13 protein-coding genes and 1 pseudogene are annotated in these 15,725 nt (G+C 70.0%); 3 read left to right on the top strand and 11 right to left on the bottom strand.

The features are described 5' to 3' along the window. Positions 1 to 115: 115 nt before the first annotated feature. From ABZ845_RS19930 to ABZ845_RS19920, 3 genes and pseudogenes are all read right to left on the bottom strand, one after another. On the bottom strand, positions 116 to 1,696 hold the full coding sequence (locus ABZ845_RS19930; protein ID WP_360981257.1) for an ABC transporter substrate-binding protein: 1,581 nt from the start codon (positions 1,694 to 1,696) through the stop codon (positions 116 to 118). A 490-nt stretch (positions 1,697 to 2,186) separates the two neighbouring features. Further along, positions 2,187 to 2,497, bottom strand: a pseudogene (locus ABZ845_RS19925) (XRE family transcriptional regulator); the annotation flags it as partial. Between the two features lie 119 nt (positions 2,498 to 2,616). Beyond that, positions 2,617 to 2,751 (bottom strand): hypothetical protein, encoded by a 135-nt coding sequence (locus ABZ845_RS19920; RefSeq protein ID WP_360981254.1) that lies wholly within the window; start codon positions 2,749 to 2,751, stop codon positions 2,617 to 2,619. A gap of 161 nt (positions 2,752 to 2,912) precedes the next feature. Here ABZ845_RS19920 and ABZ845_RS19915 point away from each other — a divergent pair, with 161 nt between their 5' ends. Further along, on the top strand, positions 2,913 to 3,566 hold the full coding sequence (locus tag ABZ845_RS19915; RefSeq protein ID WP_360981405.1) for a class I SAM-dependent methyltransferase: 654 nt from the start codon (positions 2,913 to 2,915) through the stop codon (positions 3,564 to 3,566). 12 nt (positions 3,567 to 3,578) lie between these two features. Here ABZ845_RS19915 and ABZ845_RS19910 read toward each other — a convergent pair whose 3' ends face one another. Together ABZ845_RS19910 and ABZ845_RS19905 are read right to left on the bottom strand one after the other, a co-directional pair. Beyond that, positions 3,579 to 4,079, bottom strand: coding sequence for a DUF402 domain-containing protein (locus tag ABZ845_RS19910; protein ID WP_360981251.1), 501 nt, complete (start codon positions 4,077 to 4,079; stop codon positions 3,579 to 3,581). Next, positions 4,060 to 4,995 (bottom strand): GNAT family N-acetyltransferase, encoded by a 936-nt coding sequence (locus tag ABZ845_RS19905; RefSeq protein ID WP_360981402.1) that lies wholly within the window; start codon positions 4,993 to 4,995, stop codon positions 4,060 to 4,062. Before ABZ845_RS19905 ends, ABZ845_RS19910 begins: the two co-directional genes overlap by 20 nt. An 87-nt stretch (positions 4,996 to 5,082) precedes the next feature. On the opposite strand from ABZ845_RS19905, the gene ABZ845_RS19900 reads away from it, so the two are divergent. After that, positions 5,083 to 5,451 carry a GntR family transcriptional regulator gene (locus tag ABZ845_RS19900; protein WP_360981248.1) on the top strand — a complete coding sequence of 123 codons (369 nt, stop codon included), beginning with the start codon at positions 5,083 to 5,085 and terminating at the stop codon, positions 5,449 to 5,451. Between the two features lie 17 nt (positions 5,452 to 5,468). Here the strand turns inward: ABZ845_RS19900 and ABZ845_RS19895 are convergent, their stop codons facing one another. Together ABZ845_RS19895 and ABZ845_RS19890 are read right to left on the bottom strand one after the other, a co-directional pair. Further along, complete coding sequence (locus ABZ845_RS19895) at positions 5,469 to 6,248, bottom strand: DUF72 domain-containing protein (RefSeq protein WP_360981245.1); 780 nt, start codon at positions 6,246 to 6,248, stop codon at positions 5,469 to 5,471. Positions 6,249 to 6,288: 40 nt separating this feature from the next. Further along, on the bottom strand, positions 6,289 to 7,383 hold the full coding sequence (locus tag ABZ845_RS19890; RefSeq protein ID WP_360981242.1) for a DUF5925 domain-containing protein: 1,095 nt from the start codon (positions 7,381 to 7,383) through the stop codon (positions 6,289 to 6,291). A 227-nt stretch (positions 7,384 to 7,610) separates the two neighbouring features. Between ABZ845_RS19890 and ABZ845_RS19885 the strand changes: the two genes are divergently transcribed. Continuing rightward, positions 7,611 to 9,032 carry a xylan 1,4-beta-xylosidase gene (locus ABZ845_RS19885; protein ID WP_360981399.1) on the top strand — a complete coding sequence of 474 codons (1,422 nt, stop codon included), beginning with the start codon at positions 7,611 to 7,613 and terminating at the stop codon, positions 9,030 to 9,032. A 28-nt stretch (positions 9,033 to 9,060) separates the two neighbouring features. Here ABZ845_RS19885 and ABZ845_RS19880 read toward each other — a convergent pair whose 3' ends face one another. The 4 genes from ABZ845_RS19880 to ABZ845_RS19865 are packed head-to-tail and all read right to left on the bottom strand — an operon-like array spanning position 9,061 to position 15,392. Next, positions 9,061 to 12,741 (bottom strand): lipopolysaccharide biosynthesis protein, encoded by a 3,681-nt coding sequence (locus ABZ845_RS19880; protein WP_360981239.1) that lies wholly within the window; start codon positions 12,739 to 12,741, stop codon positions 9,061 to 9,063. Then, positions 12,734 to 13,534, bottom strand: coding sequence for a polysaccharide deacetylase family protein (locus tag ABZ845_RS19875; protein WP_360981236.1), 801 nt, complete (start codon positions 13,532 to 13,534; stop codon positions 12,734 to 12,736). The genes ABZ845_RS19880 and ABZ845_RS19875 overlap by 8 nt, the downstream gene beginning before the upstream one ends. Next, positions 13,531 to 14,568 (bottom strand): glycosyltransferase family 2 protein, encoded by a 1,038-nt coding sequence (locus ABZ845_RS19870; RefSeq protein WP_360981233.1) that lies wholly within the window; start codon positions 14,566 to 14,568, stop codon positions 13,531 to 13,533. Before ABZ845_RS19870 ends, ABZ845_RS19875 begins: the two co-directional genes overlap by 4 nt. Further along, positions 14,565 to 15,392, bottom strand: a complete 828-nt coding sequence (locus tag ABZ845_RS19865) for a glycosyltransferase family 2 protein (protein WP_360981230.1) — start codon at positions 15,390 to 15,392, stop codon at positions 14,565 to 14,567. Before ABZ845_RS19865 ends, ABZ845_RS19870 begins: the two co-directional genes overlap by 4 nt. Positions 15,393 to 15,725 lie beyond the last annotated feature (333 nt).

The raw sequence follows: 15,725 nt of genomic DNA, 5'->3' as shown, positions 1-15,725 counted from the left end.
AGAGGCGAGCGTTGCCTGCTGCGGGCCCAGTGCCGCAGCAGGCAACGCTCGCCCCCGTCGCGACGCCCCGCCGTGCCGCCGCTCTGCCGCGTCCATGACCTACTGGCGGACGCTCTCAGCTCTTGCTGAGCTCCCAGAACCGGAACACCGTCGAGGCGTCCAGGCAGTAGTCGACGCCGTGGACGCCGTCGCGGACGACCGCGTACTGCTTGGCCTGCCACACCGGCAGGACGGGGACCTGGTCCGCCACGATGTCCTGGAGCCGGCGGAACTCCCCTTCGGTGGCGTAGCGGTCGCTCTCGGCGGCGGTGAGAGGGATCAGCTGGTCGGTGATCGTGCTGTTCTTGTAATGGTTGCCCAGCACGTTGCCCTTGCCGAAGAAGGGAGCGGTGAAGTTGTCGGCATCCGGGTAGTCGGGCACCCAGCCCTTGACGTAGACGCCGTACTTGCCGGCCGCGATGTCCCTCTCGTAGCGGTCGAAGGGCACGGACTTCACATCGGCTTCGAACAGCCCGCTCGCGTTGAGCTGCGCGGCGATCGCCTTCAGCTCCTGGTCAGTGGCGGGGCCGTAGCGGGACGGGGTCGACCAGAGGGTCAGCCTCACCTTGTCGGTGATGCCCTGGGCGCGCAGCGCGCCGGCAGCCCTGGCGATGGAGGGGCGGGCTCCGTAGGTGTGGAAGAAGGACGCGGAGTGCCCGGCGATGCCGACTGGGACGATCGAGTACAGCGGGATCGCGGTGTCCTGGTACACCTGCCTGATGAGGGCGTCGCGGTCGAGCAGATAGGCCATGGCCCTGCGTACGGCCAGCCTTCCGGCCACCGGGTCCTGCATGTTGAAGACCAGGTGCTGGACCTCGGCGCTGCTGCCCTCGATGACATCGATGCCCCGGCGGCCGTTCTGCAGGTCGATGTCGGCGATGTCGTGCGCGGTCAGGCCGCGGTAGGCGATGTCGACCTTGCCGTCGAGCAGGGCGCTCTTCAAGGCGCTCTGGTTTCCGTGGAAAAACCTCAGTGTGACGCCGGAGTTCTTCACCTGAGCGGTTCCCTTGTACTGCTCGTTGACCGAGAAGACCGCCTTTTCTCTGTCGAAATGGTCCAGCTTGTAGGGGCCGGAGCCGACCGGCAGGCCGTTCACACGCAGCCCGTTCCATTCGTACTGCCGGTGGTCGACGATGGAGCCCGCGCCGGAGGCTATCTTGCTGGGGAAGGTCGCGTCGGGGACCTTGAGCCTGAAAACGACGGTCTTGTCGTTCAGTGTATCGACGCTGTCGAGCGCATTGAACATGATCGCAGGACCGGCGGCATCGTTGATTTTCAGGATGCGGTCGAAGGAGAACTTGACGTCCTGCGCCGTGAGAGGGTCACCGTTACTAAAATGCAGGCCGTCTTGAAGGGTGCATCGGAAGTCCTGGGCATTCCTGTCCGTGAAGGAACATTCCTTGGCGGCCTCCGGCTGTGGCTCCGTGCCTCCGCTGGGGAAGCTGAGCAGTGACTGGAAGACATTGTCGAACAGCAGCCATGAACCTGGGTCGTAGCCCGAAGCCGGGTCCGTGGCCAGCACGTCGTCGGACATTCCAACCGTCACCTGGGGGCCGTGGCCGGCCGCTCCGCCAATTCCGGTTCCACACCCTGTCAGCAGGCCGAAAGCCAGGCCTGCGGTGGCGAGAAGGGCCGGCCACTGGATACGCTTGTTCACTGCATGTGCCTCGTCTTTGGCTCTCGGTATTCCATGGGTTAGCGGCGTGCGTTGATGCATGGCGGGCTCAGTGCTGCATGGAAAATTCCCGAACCCGAAGCGGTTCAGGATTCATAAGGAAGGAATTGCGGCGGAGCGGGGAGGGGGGAGACGGATGTTCTCGCCGTGGGCGATCCGCACCCTGCGGGCCCCGCAGGGAAGGACCACACCTACCCGAGTCGCACGTTCATCACGCCGTGGAAACTGGAGTGAACGCGCGGGCAAGAGGTTCGCGGATGAATTCGCGCAGTGGTCCGCCAATCGGATCGCGAGGGCGCGCCGAGAGCGCCCGAGAAGAATTGACCGAGAGCACTCTACGTCCGGAAAGTCGAAAGGAATGGCGTTCGTGCGTCCACTGTCAGAAAGGGACGGTAGGTCTGCACTTACAACCACTCGGAGCGTCTGCCAGTGGGTCATGGACGCGGCAGAGCGGCGGCACGACGGGGTGGCCCTGGTGAGCGCCGCGCACCAGGTCGACGGTGAGCGCTGCCCGCCCGGCGTCACTCAGCAGGTATGCCCGTGCGCCCATGGCGTGCGCGAGATACCTCGGGGCCTCGGCGCCGCGCGGCACACTTCGCCAACTCGTAATGCCGCCGAGTTCGTTCGACCGCCCCCGAGCCGATCGCCTGCCGCGCGGCAAGGATGGACGCCCCGGCGAGCGTGGGCGCCAAGGGGCGATGCGCGGCGGGTGGCACGGCAAAGTCAAGCGCGTCCTTCAGAAGCCGCCGGATGCCCTGCCGTCTGGTCGACGAGGCCCGCAGCCCTCGCTCGGATATGAGGTCGTGGAGTGCCGCGCCGACGGGCCGTGCGACCGTGTGCGCTACCGCAAGCGGCTGGACCGGGGCTGCCGGTGATGCGCCAGGGTGACGGGCGCGCCGCTCTCAGCCCTCCGGCCACCAGATGCGCGCGATGTCCTTGCGCACCTCGGGGCGGTCGGCAGGGCGCTCGTCGGCATCTTCCCGCAGCCGGCGAGAATCGGCCCTCTTCAGGGGCTTGTGCACGGTCACTCGGCGCATGGCTGCCTCCTTGTGCCTACCGGGTTTCGCGTTTGTGCGGAGGTAGACCCGTTCGGCGAGGGTTACTCATTGGTTCACGGTCTGTCTGTGGCGGCGGTCACGATCGGACTGTCAGTGGTGGCTGTCACGATGGCGGTGTGACCAGGTACATGACCAGGAACATGGCCAAGAACAAGCGATCCGAAACATCGGGAACCCGGGAGGGAACGGGCGGGGAAGTGGACTGGGACCGCGCCGCCGCCACCTTCGACGACGAACCGGACCACGGCCTGCGCGACCCCGCTGTGCGCGAGGCATGGGCCGCCCGGCTGGCGCGCTGGCTGCCGGAGCGGCCCGGTGACGTTCTCGACCTGGGCTGCGGCACCGGCAGCCTGTCGCTCCTCGCGTCCGAGCGTGGACACCGCGTGACAGGCGTGGACCTGTCGCCGAACATGGTCGGGCTCGCCCGCGCCAAGCTGGCCGGCCGTGACGCCGTGTTCATGGTCGGCGACGCCGCGGCCCCGCCGGTCGGCGAACAGCTCTTCGACACCGTCCTCGTCCGCCATGTGCTGTGGGCCCTGCCGGACCCGGGCCTGGCCCTGCGGCACTGGCGAGGACTGCTGCGCCCCGACAGCGCCTCCGGCGGGGGAGGGCGGCTCGTCCTCATCGAGGGGGTGTGGGGAGCGGTGAACCCGGTCGGCCTGCCCGCGGACCGGGTGACCGACCTCCTCGCGCCCCTCGCCCGCGATGTGCGCGTGGAGCGTCTGTCGGACGACCCCCGGCTGTGGGGGAAGGAGGTCGAGGACGAGCGGTATGCGGTGACGGCGACGCTCTGACGCGACGTGGGCTCAGGCCAGCAGAGCCTCGAAACCGCCCTCGCGGGCAAGGAGTTCGAGGGCGTCCAGCGCCCGTGCCGCCGCGTCGGCGGCGGCCGGGTCCGCCGCCGCGAGTCCGCTGACCGCGAACTCGTCCTCGTCCAGGCGCAGTACGGACCGGCCGTCCGGGGAACGCCACAGGTCCAGATCGAGATCCTCGACCACCAGTTCGCCGTCGAGGAACGTGACCGGGCGGGTGATGTCGCAGTACCAGCCCTTCAGCACGCCCCGCCCGTCACGGACCTCCTTCACGGCGTACCAGCGGTCGCGCCAGTAGTACTCGGTGAAGACGTCACCGGCCTCGAACCGTACGAAGCCGAAGTCGCGGACGCCGTCGCCCGCCCAGGGGGCGCGTACGACGACCCGGGTGCCGTCGTCCTCGAGCAGCTCGGCCGGGTAACGGATCTTCGTACGGCCCGCCTTGACCAGGACCACGCCCACCGGGCGCGGGCGGTCAGCCGAGTTCGCGGACATGCTGCACCTCCGTCGCGCAGATCTCGTAGCCGAACCACTTGTTGATCGCGAGCATGGGTCCGTTGGTGGTGTCGTTGCCCGTGAACGCCTCCGTGAGACCGGCGGCGCGGGCACGGTGCAGGGAGTGGTTCTTGACGAGCTTGGCCAGCCCCCGGCCGCGGAAGTCGCGGGCGGTGCCCGTCATGGCCGTTCCGTATCTGCCGGCGCCGTCGGTGCGGGCCGCGCTGAAGGCGACCGGGCGGCCGTCGACGACCGCGACCGAGGTCAGGTCGCGGGACAGGAGCGGATGATGCCAGGTCTCCTTCAGCCATGCCTCGTAGTCGGTGAACTGGTACTCGACATCGCTCGGTTCGTCCTGGACCACCTCCGCATCCAGCGCGAACAGGGGACGGGGATCATCGGCGAAGTCGACGGCCGTGCGCAGCTCCACACCCGGCGCGGGCTCCTGGAGCGGGGGCAGCGTGCCGTTCGCCAGATCGAGCCGGAGGAAGTGGGAGGAACGGCCCGCACGGTAGCCGCGCTTCTTCGCGAAGGAGAGGCACGCGGGCCTGTCCAGCACCCAGGAGTAGACCCTGGTCGCGCCCAGCGCCCGCAGTCGCTCCTCGACGGTGCGCACCAGCAGGGAGCCCGCGCCGAGGCCCGTCCCCGTCCGGTCCGGGTCGACGTGGACATGGGCGTATGCGTTGCCGGGTTCCGGGCTGTCGTGCACCAGCCCGACCTGGGCCGTTGCGATGGGTTCGCCGTCCGCCACGGCGAGCAGGGGCCGGTAGTGCGCGTCGGGATGCGTGTGCCGTACGGCGTAGGCGATCGACGTGCCGGTGGAGACCATGCACGGCAGGGCGCGATGGCGGATACGGGCGAAGGCTTCGGTGTCCGCCGCGCGCTCGGGGTCGACTTCTCGAACGGTCACAGTCACGGTCATATGGCCGCACGCTACGCGGCCGTCCAGGCCGTATGCCTCCGGTTTTTCGCCGCCACGGGCAAGCTGCGCCACAATCGGCCTGTGACCCTGAAGATCCATATCGAGGAGGGGGCCGCGCCCTACGAGCAGGTGCGCGCCCAGATCGCCGAGCAGGCCCGGTCGGGGGCGCTGCCGGTGGGATACCGGCTGCCGACCGTACGCGGTCTGGCCGAGTCGCTCGAGCTCGCGCCGAACACGGTCGCCAAGGCGTACCGGGCCCTGGAGACGGACGGGGTGATCGAGACCAGGGGGCGCAACGGCACGTTCGTGGCCGCCGCCGGAACCGCCGCGGACAAGGAGGCGGCGAGTGCCGCGCAGGCCTATGCCGAGCGGGTGCGGCGGCTGGGGCTCGGAGAGGACGATGCGCTGACCGCGGTACGCGACGCCCTGCGGGCGGCCTACCGGCACTGACGGGAGCGAGCCCCCGGCTACGCCGTCTGTGCCGTGCGCGCGAGGCGGGGTGTGCGCGTCACCGGCAGGCCCGCCTTCGTCGCGATGTGAACGAACGTCGTCGCGTCCAGGACCGCCGCCGCGTGCGGGTCGTTGTTGAAGTACGCGTACACGTCCCGCCCGTCGGGCCAGGCCGCCTCGACGCGGTGCACCCAGGACGTCAGGGACGCCCGGCCGTAGTGCGGCCACGGCCGGGCGCGGCCCGCGTGGAAGCGCACATAGCCCCAGTCGGCGGTGCGCCACAGGGGAGTGACCGGGCGGGAGAGCACATCCGCCCAGCACAGCGCCGCGCCGTGCGCCTCCAGCACCTCCCGCACCTGAGGCGTCCACCACGAGTCATGGCGGGGTTCCACCGCGACCCGGGTGCCGGACGGGAAGCAGGCGAGGCAGGCGGAGAGCAGGGCGGGGTCGGCGCGCAGGGTGGGCGGGAGCTGGAGAAGGACGGAGCCGAGCCGGTCGCCGAGACCCGCCGCATGGCTCATCAGCCGGTGCACCGGCTCCTCGGGTTCCCGCAGGCGTTTGATGTGTGTCAGAAAGCGGCTCGCCTTCACCGCCACCACGAAGTCCCCCGGCACCCGTTCCCGCCAGCTCTCGAAGGTCTCCCGGGACGGCAGCCGGTAGAAGGCGTTGTTGATCTCGACCGTGGCGAACCCGGCCGCGTACTCCTCCAGCCACAACCGCATGGGCACGTCGGCCGGGTACAGGACATCGCGCCAGTCCCGGTACTGCCACCCCGACGTGCCGACGAAGAGGGTCATACGTCCATCAAAGCACCGGCCCCGGCTTCCAGCGGCGTGGTCACAGATAGAGCCCGGAGTCCGCGCCCGCCCTCGGGTCCGGCACCGACGCCGGCGAGGTCCCCCGCTGGAGCGCGTACAGCTCCGCGAGGGTCGCACCGTCGCGGCCCACGCCCTCCTCCTGGCCCAGCCAGCTCACCGCCTCGCGGCGGGTCAGCGGGCCGACCTCGATACGGGCCAGACAGCGGCCCGGGCGGACGACGGCGGGGTGCAGGCGCTCCAGGTCCTCGTTCGTCGTGACGCCCACCAGAACGTTCCTGCCCTGACCCAGCAACCCGTCCGTCAGATTCAGCAGACGTGACAGGGCCTGTCCCGCCGTGTGCTTCGCCTCGCCGCGGATCAGCTCGTCGCAGTCCTCCAGCAGCAGCAGACGCCAGCGGCCCTTGCCCGCCCCGTCGTCCTCGCCGATCGCGATGTCCATCAGATAGCCGACATCGGAGAAGAGGCGCTCGGGGTCGAGGACGCAGTCCACCTGGCACCAGTCGCGCCACGAGCGGGCCAGGGTGCGCAGGGCGGAGGTCTTGCCCGTGCCCGGAGGGCCGTGGAGCAGCAGCAGACGGCCCGCGATGTCCTCGGGCGTCGTCAGCATCAGGCGGTCCATGGCGTCCGCGACCGGCGCCGTGTAGTTCGGGCGGACCTCGTCCCATGTGCCCGCCGAGATCTGCCGCGTCGTACGGTGCGGGCCGCGCCTCGGCGACACGTACCAAAAGCCCATGGTCACGTTCTCCGGCTGTGGTTCGGGCTCGTCCGCCGCGCCGTCCGTGGCCTCGCCCAGCACCTTCTCGGCCAGCTCGGCACTGGTCGCGGTGACCGTGACGTCCGCGCCACGGTTCCAGCGGGAGACGAGCAGCGTCCAGCCGTCGCCCTCCGCGAGGGTCGCGCTGCGGTCGTCGTCGCGGGCGACACGCAGCAGCCGTGCGCCCGGGGGCAGCAGTGTGGCACCGGAGCGCACACGGTCGATGTTCGCCGCGTGCGAGTACGGCTGGTCGCCTGTCGCGAAGCGGCCGAGGAACAGCGCGTCGACGACATCGGACGGCGAGTCGCTGTCATCGACGTTGAGCCGGACCGGCAGAGCCTCGTAAGGGTTCGCGGACATGCCGCCATGATCCGTCACGACGCCCCCCGGTGCACCCGGTTTCCGTGGTGCGTCGGGTGTGTCGGCTTCGCCGGCCGTGCAGGCCGCTCCTGCCGTGCTCCCGATGCATCCGGTACGCCCTGGTGCGGGGCGTCGCCGTATCCGGTACGTCAGGGTGCGGGGGCCGTCGTACTGCTGCACGACGAAACCTGCCCGCGGCCCGATTCCCGCCGTTAGTGTGGCTCATGATGGGACGTCATGGGTGGGATACGGGGGCTCTGCGGTGGCGCCTGACCGCGGTGCTCGGCGTGGTGGTGGCTGTCGCGGCCCTGGTGGTGACCCTGATCGGCACGTTGCCCGGCGACGGCCCGAGTACGAAGGGCACCATGCCCGACGGTGACCGGGTGCACGGCACACCGGCCACCCCGCCCGCGCACACGGACCCCGACGTCGGCTGGGGGTTCACACACACCCAGTTCAGCGCGGACGAGGGCAGTGGCAGCGCCACCGCACGTGTGGCGGGCCTGCTCTCCGGGACCGGGATGCCGCAGAACCAGCACATCATGGGGTGGGGCGCGGGCAACCCCGAGCCGGTCAAGGGCCATTACGACTTCGAGGAGATGGACCGCCGTATCGACTTCATCCGCAGGTCCGGCGGCACCCCGGTCATCACCCTGTGCTGCTCCCCGGACTGGATGAAGGGGGGCAGGGCGGGGGTGAACAGCACCGACTGGAGCCAGTCCGCCCTGGAGACAGCCCCTACCCCGGACCACTACAAGGACTTCGCGGCCCTCGCCGCCACCGTCGCCAGGCGCTACCCGGACGTGCGCCACTTCGTGGTCTGGAACGAGTTCAAGGGCTTCTGGAACAACGCGAAGGGCCGGTGGGACTACGAGGGCTACACCCAGCTCTACAACCTCGTCTACAAGGCGCTCAAACAGGTCGACCCGCAGATCATGGTGGGCGGACCGTACCTCGTCATGGACAGCGTCGACCCACGGCAGCAGCAGAACGCCTCCACGGCCCTGCGCGGTCCCTGGGGCGCCATGGACCAGAGGGTCCTCGACGCGTTCGACTACTGGAACAAGCACAAGGCGGGTGCCGACTTCGTCGTCGTGGACGGCTCCAGCTACACCAAGGACGACGACATGGTGCCCGACGAGTTCGCGGCCACCGACAAGTTCACCGCCGTCAGCGCCTGGGTGCGGCAGCAGACCCGGGGCCTGCCGCTGTGGTGGGCCGAGTACTACGTCGAGCCCGCCGACGCCAACGACGACCGCAAGGGCTGGAGTGAGGACCACCGGGTCGCCGTGCAGGCCGCCGGGATGATCGCCCTCGTCAAGGGCGGCGCCTCCTCGGGCTTCTACTGGAACCCGGAGAACGCGAAGGGCCCCGGCTGTCCCGGTTGCCTGTGGACACCGACCGACACCGCAGCCGGCGGCGGTGCGCTGCCCATGTACGACCTGGTGTCCAGGTTCGCCAAGGCGTTCCCGCCCGGCACGGTGTACCGGACGGTGCCGACGGCCGAGGACGACCTTCCCGATGTGCGCGTCCTCGCCACCGACAAGGTCGTCCTCGTGGTGAACACCCTGAACCGGCCCATCAGCGCCCAGGTGGACGGAAAGCGGTTCGACATGAAGGCGTACGGCGTGACGTGGCTCCAGCGCTGAGCCGCATCGGGCCGTACGCCACCGGGAATCAGCCCTTGCCCATGGTCAGGAACCGCTGCACCAGTGAGGCGAGCAGCACCGCCAGCAGCGGCAGTGAGAACCAGAAGCTGGACTGCAGCCACCGCAGTTGCCGCACGCCGGGCCGCACCGCCACCCGTACGACCTCCCGGGCCATGAGCAGCAGGACCAGCGCCCCGGCCGCGAACCCGCCCACGACCGACCATGGAGTCCACGTCACCCGAGGCCCGATGGGACCCGGATGCGGTGTGGCGACGGCGCCCGCAGGCCCCCGGCGGAGTGCGTACATGGTCACGTCGCTGTTGACCAGGACCTTCTTCAGCTCCGGGCGCCGGTCCAGGTTCCCGATGAGCCGGGACTCCCAGGCCGTCGGGTAACCCACGTCCATCCGCAGATAGGTCGTCTGACTGACGTTGATCATCAGATATGAATTCGGGCCCGCGTCCTTGAGCGACTTGACCAGGCTCGACACCAGGACCGGATCGATGGGCGCCAGCACCGGAACGTACTGCACCTTCTCCATGTCCTTGGCTCCCCACGGCATCGCGGGGGTGACGTTGGTGGCGGTGTCGTTGCTCAGCCACAGCAGCCGTACCGTCGGGTCGTCGTGCCCGTACACATAGTCCATGGCCGCGACCTCGCCCGGGCGGATCCGCTCGAACGGCTCGTTGCCCCAGCGGGCCACCAGGAAGCCGCCCATCAGCAGCAGGCCCGCCATGAGCGCCGCCAGCGGGGCGAGGAACCCGCGCCCCTTGTCCCGCTCCTCGGCCGTCGCCCCGGTGCGCGGGAACAGGGCGAGCCCCGCGAGCAGGGCCGCGCCCGGCACCGCGAACATGAAGACGCGCAGGGCCATTTCGCCGCCGTACGACTGCATGCCGAAGCCGAGGAACGGCACGAAGGTGAGCACGAGCAGCGAGCGCTCGCGGTACTTGTTCATCCGGCGCCGCAGCCAGCCCAGGCAGGCGAACGCCATGACGCCGCCCGCGAGCAGCACGCGCGCGTAGAGCACCAGCTTGTGCGTCGGGTCGCCGCCCTGGATGCGCCCGGAGACGGACGTCGTCACATTGCTGCCCACGCCGCCGACCCCGCCGAAGAGCTCGTCGAAGTGCCCGGACCAGTACGGCTCGGCCATGAAGCCGACCCAGAACGCGACGAGCACCGCGAACAGGACGGGCAGGCCGCGCAGTTCACAGCGGCGAGCGAGGACGAGCGCCGCGAGCACGCCGAGCATCACGAACGGGGTGAGCTGATGGGCCGCGACGCTCGCCGCGTACAGGCCGGTCAGCACCATCAGCAGTACGGCCCGCTGACCGCGGGAGGCCGGTTCGACCTCCGCCTCGCCCGGGCGTGCCTTCGTCCAGATCACATGCGGGGCGCGGAACCACATCAGCAGGATCGCCACGAACGCCAGATAGAACAGGAAGGTGAAGCCCTGCGGGGAGAAGTAGTCCTGACCGACCCAGCCGCTGAGCACGAAGATCCAGATCCCGGTCCACTTGGCGCGCCAGCTCGCCCTGAGCGAGCGCGTCAGGAGGAACAGCGGGGGCAGGTAAAGGAGCTGGATCGTCAAGGGCCACCAGCGGATGACCTCGGCGAGATCGGTGACCCCGCAGGCCCGTGCGATGAACGCCGCCGCCGCGAAGAAGCCGGGCCAGCTCCAGCGGGCGTCCAGGTCGGGAACGGCGGAGCCGGTGCGGTCGATGTAGTCCAGGAAGCCCAGGTGCTGCCAGGCCGTGGCGAACCGCGGCTCGGTCTCGATCACCGCGGGCAGGGCGTGCAGTGACACGACCGTGGCGAGCAGCGTGACCAGCAGCAGGGAACGGGACTCGTGGCCACGCCACAGCAGTGCGGCGAACACCACGATCAGCAGTGCGGCTCCGGTGAGGGTCAGCGGTGGCAGGACCGAGATCAGCCCCAGGCCGCCCATCCGGTCCAGCGAGGCGTCGTCGAGCCTGAGGGCAGGCACCCAGTACAGCAGAAGGGCGCAGACGAGCAGACAGCCGAGCAGCAGCCCGGTGCGGGTCGGGCGGAACCGGAGCGCTCCCGGAGCGCCCGGGCGGCCGGAGGCCGGCCGAGGCTCCCGCACCGGTCCCTCGTGGTCGTGCGGCGAGGACACCACGGGGGTTCCGGTGGGCGGGGTGCCCGGTCCGGGGCGTACGTCCGGTCGGCGCTCCTGGTGGTCGAAGTCGACGTGGATGCCGAGCGCCAGGGTGTCGGCGTCGAGCTTCTTCGCCCAGGACGGCCCGGATTTCGGCTCATCGGCTTCGGGCGCGGGGGCCTCGTGCGTCCCCAGGTCGGCGAGGTCACCGTCCGCCGCGTCCTCCGGTACGGCGTCGGAGGGCGCGGTGCGAACGATCTTGAACAGCTTCGGCGCCGCGATCGACACGATCACCGCGAGGCTGGAGATCTCCGCCACCCCCGCGCCCGTCAGCCCCATGCGGGGGAGCAGCAGCAGGGTCAGCCCGAGCACCAGGACGCACAGCAGGCCCTGGAGATAGGCGAGTCCGGCGGTACGGCTCTGGGCGCGCAGCACCGCGAAGTACGTCTCCATGACGACCCGCAGCAGCGCTCCCACAACGAACCAGCGCAGCAGCCCGGTCGCCGCGTGGGCGTAGCCCTCGCCGAAGACGTGCAGGATCCAGGGCGCGCCGACGAACAGCACCCCGCACACCGGCAGCATGATCCGGGACATGCGCTTGAGGGCGGCGCGGGTGTTGGCGGCGAGCCGCGCCGGGTCGTGCGAGCCCTCGACGGTGAGCGAGGCGCCCATGTTGATGGCGAGCAGGTTGGTGGTGCCGCCTATGGTGGTGGTGATGTAGAAGTACGCGTTGTCCGCGGCGCTGACCTGCGAGGCCACGATCACCGGTACGAGATAGACCACGGCCAGGGAGAAGAGCGACCCGGTGTAGTCGCCGGCGAGGAAGCGGCCGATCTCGTTCAGCGTCGGCGGCCTGGCCTGGTCCTCGGTGGCCTTGACGTGCCGGGGCACCAGACGCCGGAACACCAGCCAGCCGAGCGGCAGTACGGATGTGGCGATGGCGGCGACCCAGGAGACGAAGACACCCAACATCGGGATCGCCGCGGCGAAGCCGACGAGCAGGACCAGCTTGACCGCGGAGAACACGGTGTTGCCCACCGGCACCCACGGGGCGCTGCGCAGCCCGGTGAGCACACCGTCCTGGAGGGTGAGCAGGTTCCAGGCGACGACGGCCACCACGAAGACGAGCGCAGGGGCGGTGCCGTGCAGGAACCGGTAGGAGGTCCCCCACACGTTCAGTGTCAGCAGGAAGATCCCCGCCGCGACCGCCACCACGAGGGAGCTGCCCGCGTACGTACGGAAGATGAGGCGCCCGGTGGTGCGCCCGGAGATCGGGATGAAGCGGGCCAGGGCCCCGGTGAGCGTGACCGCGGTGAGCCCGGCCAGGAGCTTCATCGCGGCGATCGCGGCGCTGCCCTGGCCCACCGCGGAGTCGGAGTAGTAGCGGGCCGCGACCAGCCAGTAGCCGAGGCCGAGCACCGCCGAGATACCGGTGTTGAGCATCAGCGCGTAGGCGTTGCGGAACAACTGGCTGCCGCCGCCGGTGCCGCCGGCGCCCGCGCCGCGTCCGGGCAGGCGCAGACGGCGGCCGGAGGGTTCGGGCGCCTCGGTCGTGGTGTCCTGGGCCTGGGTTGTGGTGGTCGTGTCAGACACGGGAACGCGTGGCCTTCCGGCGAACCTGTCGTGCTCTTCGGACCACGGCGTATCCCTTGGTCAGGGCGCGGTCCCTGGCGAAGTTGCGGGCGACCTCACGGCCCTGGACGAGACGTTCGAACTCCTCGGCTCCGGTGCTGCGGCGCACGGTGACCCGTTGCAGGGCGTACGGGCCCTGGCGGCGGCGCGCGAGAGCGTTGCCGACGGCGAGGGACTGGGCGAAGCCCGCCTCCCGCACGGTGCGGCGCACCCGGCGGCTGGAGTAGCCGTACGGGTAGGCGAACGAGGCGGGAACGCCGCCCAGTTCACCGTCGATGATCTCCTTGCAGCGCAGCAGCTCGAACCACAGCGCGTCGTCGGCGAGCTGGTCGAGCTGTGGATGCGTATGGCTGTGCCCGCCGATCTCGACACCCGACGCCGCGAGGCCGCGGACCTGGTCCCAGTCGAGCATGGTGTCCAGTCCGCCCCCGGTGTCATGGACGCCCCGGATCCAGCCGGTCGAGACGAACAGCGTGGAGACGAAGCCGTGTTTGGCCAGGACGGGGAGGGCGTGCCGGTGCACGCCCTCGTAGCCGTCGTCGAAGGTGATCAGGACCGGCCGTCCGGGAAGCGGGGCGCCGCCACGCCAGCACCGGGCCAGCTCGGCCGTGGTCAGGGGAGTGAACCCCAGGTCGCCGAGCTGGGCCATCTGCTCCGAGAATGCCTCGGGGGCCACGGACAGCTCCCGTGTGGCGTCGTTGGGCGCCATCGCGACCGAGTGGTACATCAGGATCGGTACGGCCTGTTCGCTCATGCGCTGTCCCCCTTCCCGCCCGGGAGCTCGGCGATCCTGCCGTCCGGGATCTCGACCACCGTGAAGGTTGCGCCGCCCCTGCGCGCCCGGACGCTCCCGAGCACGTACCCGCCGGCCGCGGTGAGCACCCCGGTGACGATCGCCCCCGCCCGGCCCGCCCCGCCGGGCCGGGCCAGCAGGAAGTCGCGCAGTCCGCGGGCCACCCCGGACGGCAGGACGCGGGTGGTGTAGCGGCGCTCGGACTCAAGGCCCTTGGCGGAGCCGACGCTGCGGGCCACGAGGGCCTTGGAGAGGCCCTCGGCGTAGGTGCGGGTGCGGAAGTAGGCGAAGTGCTCGCGCGGCCCCGGCACCCGGTGGTGGATCACCGCGCGGTCGTCGATGAGCAGGATCGCTTCCGGTCTGGCCCGGGTGAGGCGGATGCACAGCTCCGTCTCCTCGCAGCCCAGCGGGCGCTTGTCCCCATCGCGCCCGATGCCCGTGGCGAAGCCGCCCGCGGCCTCGAAGGCCGTGCGCCGGAAGGAGGCGTTGCCGCCGAGGACGTTGCGCACCCGCACCCGGCCGGGGGGCAGGCCCTTGTAGGTACAGCCCACCACCCAGTCGAACTCCTCCGGGAACCACACCGGCCGGCGGCCCGACGCCCAGACCGGCATCGTACGGCCGCCGACGGCCATGACGAGCGGGTTCTCGTAGCCCTCGGCGAAGTGCTTCAGCCAGTCGCGTTCGGCCACGGCGTCGTCGTCGAGGAACGCGATGATCTCGCCGTGCGAGGCCGCGATCCCGGTGTTGCGGCCCGCGGACAGGCCGCGGGGGCCCGCATTGGCGAGCACACGGACCTTCCCGGCCGCCCCGCCCTCCTCGTATCCCTTGTACTCATTGGCCAGCCGTTCCAGCAGGGCCTCGTTGTGGTCCACGACCAGCAGCGTCTCGAGCGCCGGCCGGGACTGCGCCCGCACCGAGGCGACCGCCGCGAGGATGTCCTCCCAGCGGTCCTCGGTGTAGACGCAGATCACCACGGAGGTGTCCGGGTTGCTCAAGTCACCTCTCCCTGCGTTGAGTTGAGCGCGACCGCGTGCGGACGTCGGCGCAGCGCGCGCCGGTTGGAGCGCTCCTTGAGGATCACCTTCAGCACCCGGAACCCGTCGCGCACCGCGCGCAGGTTGCTCGCGCCGTGGATGCGGAGGTACTCGTGGCTGGGTATCTCCTGCACCTTCAGGCCGGCCTTGACCACCCGGATGTTCATCAGGGTCTCCACCTCGAAGCCCGTGCAGTCGAGGTCGATCTTGTCGAGGCAGTGCCGCCAGAACGCGTTGTAGCCGTAGCAGAGGTCGGTGTAGCGGGCGCCGAACTTGGCGTTGACGATCGCGCACAGCACCCGGTTGCCCAGTTTGCGGATCGGGGTCATGTCCGATGTGCCGCCGCCGTTCGCGAAGCGCGAGCCCTTCGCGAAGTCGGCGCCCGACACGAGGGCGGACACATAGCTGACGATCTCCTGGCCGTCGGCGGAGCCGTCGGCGTCGACCATGACGATGATGTCGCCGGTGCACGCCTCGAAGCCGGTGATCAGGGCGTCTCCCTTGCCCTTGCCCTGCTGCTCGACGACCCTCACCTCCGGCCAGAGATCACGTGCGACCTGGACGGTGTCGTCGGTGGAATTGCCGTCCACGAGGACCACTTCATGAATCCAGTCAGGAAGTGTCTTGAAGACGTAAGGGAGATTCTCCGCCTCATTCATGGCGGGGATCACCACGCTCACCGGCGGCGCGATGGCCAGGTGAGAGGAGATGGGCCGGTACTTCCCCTGAGTTAAAGGACCTTGATTACCTTGATCCGAAACTGCAGGGCGCACAACAGAGCTCATGAGTCTTGTCCCTCTCGTCCGGTGGACCGTCCGCCCCTGGACAGTCCGGCTTTTTGTCCGGTTCGAAAGGGGGGTTTCTCACTGGCGGCATGCCGAAATCGATCTCCGTGCATGCCGGGTGAGCTGGCAAAGCAGGCCGTCTGCCAGGAAAACAACGGCAGCCGGTCGCGCGGCACGGCTCGTACGACTGACGTCGCCGAGCACGGCACCCCCCTACCGCGCCCCGCCCCGGAGCCATCGCGGTACCCGAGCCCTCCCCTGGAGCCGCTTGATGATGGTCCGATGCGGGTTGATGTATGACGGTATTGACGATTGCGACTTTATGGCAAGACC

Origin of the sequence: Streptomyces sp. NPDC047022 (genome assembly GCF_040644155.1) — a bacterium.
Lineage (GTDB): Bacteria > Actinomycetota > Actinomycetes > Streptomycetales > Streptomycetaceae > Streptomyces.
The sequence above is the reverse complement of the archived record's forward strand: the minus strand, read 5'-3'. Positions and strand labels throughout refer to the sequence as shown.